This window comes from Leyella stercorea (assembly GCF_021531355.1).
In the GTDB taxonomy this organism is placed as follows: Bacteria; Bacteroidota; Bacteroidia; order Bacteroidales; family Bacteroidaceae; genus Prevotella.
This window is the reverse complement of the sequence record NZ_JADYTS010000117.1, coordinates 1-5,599: the sequence shown is the minus strand read 5'-3', so window position 1 is coordinate 5,599 and position 5,599 is coordinate 1. Positions and strand designations below refer to the sequence as shown.

Sequence of the window (5,599 nt, the reverse complement as noted above, 5' to 3'; positions counted from 1 at the left end):
ACAAAGCTGTTTTTCTAATGGCGGTCATTAGAAAAAGCTTCTTGTCATTTTCTAATGACCGATTTGGGATAAACAAAATTTTGTATATTTGCGTCACCTAATATTGGGTGACGCAAAAGCTTTTTTAACTATGTTTATCAGAAAGAAAAGACATCGTTCCGGCAATATCGGAGTTATTGTTGTTGAGAAAATCGGTGGCAAGATGAAGGAACTTGCCACAATTGGTGTTGCATATAGTGAAGATGAGGTCGAAAATTTTGTCAATGAAGCAAAAGAATGGATTTCAAAGGAAGAATCCCGCCGTCATCCAAAACTCGATCTGTATGGAGAGGAGCGTGACCGTGAGCGAGAAGAAGTCCGCCGTGTTCTGTCCAACATCAGCAACATCCTTCTCAACGGATGCGACTTGATATTGGACCGCACGTTTGACCGGATTGGTTTCAATCATATTGACGACGATGTATTCCGCAAGCTTGTAAAGGCTCGTTTTGCATATCCAACGAGCAAGGCTGCTACGGTGGAATATCTGAAAAACCACTTTGACGAAGATGTGGATCTCTCAAAAATCTATCGCTATCTTGACAAGATTAGCGACCATCAGCACGAAATCGTACAGGACATAAGCGTGCGCCATACTGCGAAACTGTTCGGTGGAAATATCGGTGTGCTATTCTATGATGTCACCACACTTTACTTTGAAGCGGATTATGAGGACGAATTGCGCAAGACAGGCTTTTCGAAAGAGGAACGTCACAGTAATCCTCAGATTATACTCGGCCTGCTTGCCTATTGCATCCATGAAGGCAACAAATATGAAGGCCACACGATGCTGCCGACAATAAACGAGTTTGTAAGCAAATACGGTTTGGAAAACTTCGTTGTGGTGGCTGACTCCGGTCTGATGAACAATGCAAATATTGCGGAACTCGAGGCGCACGGATACAAGTATATAATAGGTGCGAAGATAAAGAATGAAAGTCAGGAAGTCAAGAACTGGATACTGGAACAGCCCAAGCGTGACTGCCAGATGGTTGAATATGACAAAGGAGGCGGACGTCGGCTCTTGGTCGGCTATACAGATGACCGTGCAAAGAAAGATGCCTATAACCGAGAGAAGGGAATACGCAGGCAGGAAAAGGCTTACAAGCATGGTGCGCTCACGAAAGGCAACATCAACAAAAGAGGTTACAATAAGTTTTTATCCATGGAGGTGAGGTGAAAGTCGCCATCAACTATGACCGTATTGCTGACGACTCCAAATGGGACGGCCTAAAAGGATATCTCACTAATACGGAGATAGCAATACAGGATGTATACACGGCTTACCACAACCTTTGGCATGTAGAACGGGCTTTCCGTATTGCAAAATCAAAGATAGAGATACGCCCCATGTTTCATTTTACGCGCAAACGCATCGCATCTGCTTCGTGGCTTTGAAAGTCTACAAGGAACTGGAGCGTATGCTGAAAATCTCAGAGATTAAGATGAGCGTAGACAAGGTGCTTGCATTGGCAAAGACAATCACAACCATACAAATTAAACTACCTCTGAACAAGGAGGTTTACACTCAAACAATGTTGATGGTAAGCCATCAGAAAATAGCTAAACTCTTTGACGAAGGATTTTGGGTGACGCAATGACGAAGTCAGGAGAGTTTACGCATTTGAAGGCAAATGTCATAAATGACTACTACAAGAACCATCTGAGCGGATTTCACTCATGGAATCAGAAAAACATTCAGATGAATTTACTCTTTATGCCTGCAACCTCGGTGAACATCTTGCCATAGATGAGTCTTCGCTGAGCAATGGGGAATTGTACACAATTGTGACAAACAAGGAGGGGCACGGTAGGAAGGGTACGCTAGTAGCAATGGTAAAGGGAGTGAAATCAGACTTTATAATCAGTATATCACCATTACAGCGTAAAGTATTAACACATTAAGTATTTACCTTTGCATCCGAATTCTTAAAATCAGAATTATGGAAACAAAGGAATACTTCGAAAAGGTGATGCAGGACTTTAACCAGAACCGTAGAGGTCGAAATCTGCGTAAGTATTGTAGTGATGAAGGTATTGACTACAAGTGGTTGTCTGAATACAAAAAGCAGTACTCTTCCAGCAATGGTAAGGTTGAGAAGGAAGAGGAACCTTCGTTGATACCTCTTCAGGTAATAGATGAGCGTTTCTCTGAACAGCCAGTAGTACAATCAGAGGCAAAGTGGTGTGTAAAGCAACTGGTGATAGCAAGTCCTGCTGGAGATGAGTTGGAGATAAGATGTTCAAATTTGGCGGTTGTTGTAGAACTGCTGCGTAAAATGAGTATGTAGTATGTTCAATTTTACATCACGCACCAATTTCTATATCTGTAGCATCCCAACAGATATGAGAAAAGGAAAAGAGGGGTTGGCAACGATGGTCCGTGAGTATTTTCATCGCGACCCTACAACTTGCGGAGAAGCCTTCATCTTCTATAACAAAAATATGATACGGTGAAGATCCTTCACTATGACTTGAATGGCTATGTGATTTATCAGAAATGGTTTGATGATGGCAAAATGCTGAAACCAAAGTTTATGGTAATAAAAAGCTGCCATCTTATAACTAGAGAACAAGTGACTTTGCTTGTATCAAATACCATTCAATCTAAAATGTATATTTATGATGATTAAAACAGATGATCCTGACTTTGTTGCCTCTTGGCAGAAAGTAGAGGAGGCTCTGGAGTGTCTTCGTAAGCATCCAACCCCTATTTAGGCGTTCTGTTTAAAAGAGATTACCTTTGTGACGTAACCCTAAAAATATTAGAATTATGGCAACGAGTTCAAAAGACATTGAGACTTTATGGAATCGCTATTCCAATGAGGTAAACAAGCAAGGTATTTCAGTGGCCCAGTTCTTTGAGTCAAATGGAATTCCTTATCATGTGTTTGAGAAATGGTATAAGAAGCGTATGCAGCCTTCGTCTGTTGTTGATTGTGTGGTATCGGGAGCTCCTGATGATATTTCAGCCACAGCAACCGTACAGACTGCTCAGAATGTAAAGCAGGAGGCAAGACCCTCCATAACAATCTCCTATATAAACATAGGTTTGAGCAATGGGATGAAGATAGAGCATCATCGTATAAACTATGACGAGATGCTAAGTTTCGTACAAAAATTACAACACTTATGTTTAGCTTAACAGGAGCGACCCGATATAAATATGTCCCCAACTATCAGGATATGCGGGGAGGTTATGACAAACTATGCAGTGTTTTACGTTCTTTAGGTGAGAATCCAGAAGATGGAACAGCTTATGTTTTTACTTCCAGGGATCAAAAGCTGGTGAAGATAATACGTCATGAGCATAGTGAATGCCAACTTTACGTTCAGCGTTTTGACGACAACATGAGTTTTGTCCGTATAGAATTCTCAGGAGTGTCTCCTGTATATGTATTGGAATGGAAATATCTTGTGGCAATGCTCTCTTGTCCCGTTGTCAAGAATTTGCATGCTGATGTTATAGATGGTAATACAGTAATGTAATACTGTTAAATAAGTCAAACATGATTTTCTACAAGTTTACAATTAGATTTAAACCTGTTGGAGATATGTATTGAAAAGTTGTGGACATTGCTAAGAGACAATAATTGTTCTTATACCTACAAAGTCCACTTATAGCTGATTGTTAAATAGATTTTATGAGCTTGTGGGTTTCAAAAATTATATACAATTTTGCTAACGTAAACTTAGTATATAATGGAGAATCCACATATCGACATAGAACGCATGATTATGCAATCGCAGTATAAGCAGACGCTGAATTCAGTGTCTGCCAATACTGCCAGTAATATGAGCGATATGGAAAGAAAGGATTACGAAGATAAAATAAGCGAGCTTTTCAAGGCTGTCAAAACCTTGTTGGACCATAACAATTCTATGGGCAGACAACTTGAGGAAGCGAAAACCTCTTTACAGGAAGCGAATGTCACGATCTCCAAGGCAAATGATGAAATAGAAGCCTTAAAGGCAAAGATTTCCAAATTGGAGGGAGAGAATGCCATGCGTCGTCGTAAGACATATGGTAAGAGTGCGGAAAGTTCTTCTTCTGGTAATACAGACAAAGGTAAGACAAAAGATGAGCGTGAATCTGACTTCATTGAGAATGGCTGCAAGGCTTCTCCTGATGATGAGGAGGACGATGAAGAAGATGATGAAACAGGTGAATCTCCTGCACAGTCAATCAACACCAAGCGTGACACGTCCAACCGTCCTGATCATTACAAAAAGATGCATGCAGATGTCTGTATAGTGCATGATTGTGATAAGGAAAAGCTGAAGGAGCTTGGCTATGAGTTTATCAGATATTCACGCCCGGTTGACCAATTCGACCGTATCAGTGTCATACGTCAAGACCGCTATCTATATGCATGGGTGCGTGATAGTGAGGGAAATGAGTTTGAATATTTTGCTCCAAAGAAAGATGAGGAACGCCCTTGTGTTTTCGAGAACGAGTCTAAGAAACTTCTTCTTACTCCAGGAGCTTCAATATATTGCGACGAGACGTGGGTAGATACAAAGGTTAAGGATAAGAATGGTAAAATACACTATCAGAAACGTTACATGTGGGTGATAGTCAATATGACAACCAAAGTCTGCTATTATATGTACGGTCGTCGCAAACGCAAGGTTATAGAGGAATTTCTTAAAGGTTTTACTGGCACCTTGATGACTGACGCCTATGCTGCATATACTTATTTCTGTAAATTGAAAGGCTGTGTTCACGTGTGCTGTTGGGCGCATGTGAGAAGAATCTTTGACTCAGCGCTGCGTGACTACAAGGATGGCAGAGCTAAGGCTTTTATAGATTTAATAAGCTGTCTTTATAAGGTGGAAGTTGAGAATCTGGTGTTTGGACGTACCGAAAAAGATATAGTAAAAGCACGAAAATCGATAGCAATACCAGTTTTGAATAAACTTATCCAAAAGGCAAATTCAATGCTTGAGAGATATGACAAGAAGCTATAGAACATGTCGTCAAAACTACATCAGGCCTTGACTTAAATGTCGGCAACATCCAGATAGACAACAACTGCTGTGAGCGTGCAGTCCGACCTTTCACTAATTTGAGGAAAAGCTTTGGTGGTTTCAGCAGTGAGAATGGCGAGAGTGTAAAATAAACTGTGTCAGGCTATAATAATAATAGTTTAACACAGTTCTTATAATATGGACAATTTGGAAATAGACTACAAGAAAGCAGCCCAGCAGCTGCGTAGCGGTGAAGCACTCTTTGGTAAAGACGGAGCTTTGGCTCCCATGCTGGAACGTATCCTAAACGCAGCCTTAGAAGGTGAGATGGATGCCCACCTTAATAGTGCTGACCGTAGTTCTGGCAATCGTCGTAACGGCAAGATGAGCAAGACCGTACAGACAAAGTATGGAGAGGTGATAGTAGAAACGCCTCGTGACCGTGACGGCTCCTTCAAACCGGAAACGGTCAAGAAGCGTGAGACCATTCTTGCTGAAGGTATGGCAGATCAAATAATCAACATGTATGCCCTTGGTACAAGCACTCGTGATATAAGCAAGTACTTTGAGCGTGAGTTTAACACAACCC

The 5,599-nt window shown here is 41.2% G+C and carries 8 protein-coding genes and 1 pseudogene; all 9 read left to right on the top strand.

What is annotated here, in order from left to right:
- The first annotated feature begins 130 nt into the window (after nt 1–130).
- Nucleotides 131–1,640 (top strand): annotated as a pseudogene (locus tag I6E38_RS14240) (IS1634 family transposase).
- Nucleotides 1,637–1,789, top strand: coding sequence for a hypothetical protein (locus tag I6E38_RS14235; protein ID WP_235394614.1), 153 nt, complete (start codon nt 1,637–1,639; stop codon nt 1,787–1,789). Before I6E38_RS14240 ends, I6E38_RS14235 begins: the two are co-directional and overlap by 4 nt.
- A gap of 193 nt (nt 1,790–1,982) precedes the next feature.
- Complete coding sequence (locus I6E38_RS14230; RefSeq protein WP_235394613.1) at nt 1,983–2,330, top strand: hypothetical protein; 348 nt, start codon at nt 1,983–1,985, stop codon at nt 2,328–2,330.
- Between the two features lies 1 nt (nt 2,331).
- Entirely contained in the window at nt 2,332–2,496 is a 165-nt protein-coding gene (gene tnpB / locus I6E38_RS15495) for an IS66 family insertion sequence element accessory protein TnpB (RefSeq protein ID WP_368043083.1), read from the top strand.
- 316 nt (nt 2,497–2,812) lie between these two features.
- A complete protein-coding gene (locus I6E38_RS14225; RefSeq protein WP_235394612.1) occupies nt 2,813–3,184 on the top strand; it encodes a hypothetical protein in 372 nt (123 codons plus the stop codon).
- Nucleotides 3,172–3,528, top strand: a complete 357-nt coding sequence (tnpB, locus tag I6E38_RS14220; protein WP_235394611.1) for an IS66 family insertion sequence element accessory protein TnpB — start codon at nt 3,172–3,174, stop codon at nt 3,526–3,528. The genes I6E38_RS14225 and tnpB (I6E38_RS14220) overlap by 13 nt, the downstream gene beginning before the upstream one ends.
- 213 nt (nt 3,529–3,741) lie before the next feature.
- The gene (locus I6E38_RS15355; protein ID WP_262912387.1) at nt 3,742–5,010 is read left to right on the top strand and encodes an IS66 family transposase; all 1,269 of its coding nucleotides are present in this window, start codon (nt 3,742–3,744) and stop codon (nt 5,008–5,010) included.
- Nucleotides 5,007–5,162 (top strand): IS66 family transposase, encoded by a 156-nt coding sequence (locus I6E38_RS15490; RefSeq protein ID WP_368043084.1) that lies wholly within the window; start codon nt 5,007–5,009, stop codon nt 5,160–5,162. Before I6E38_RS15355 ends, I6E38_RS15490 begins: the two co-directional genes overlap by 4 nt.
- 46 nt (nt 5,163–5,208) lie before the next feature.
- A partial coding sequence (locus I6E38_RS14210) for a transposase (protein ID WP_235394610.1) occupies nt 5,209–5,599 on the top strand: 391 nt, incomplete at its 3' end.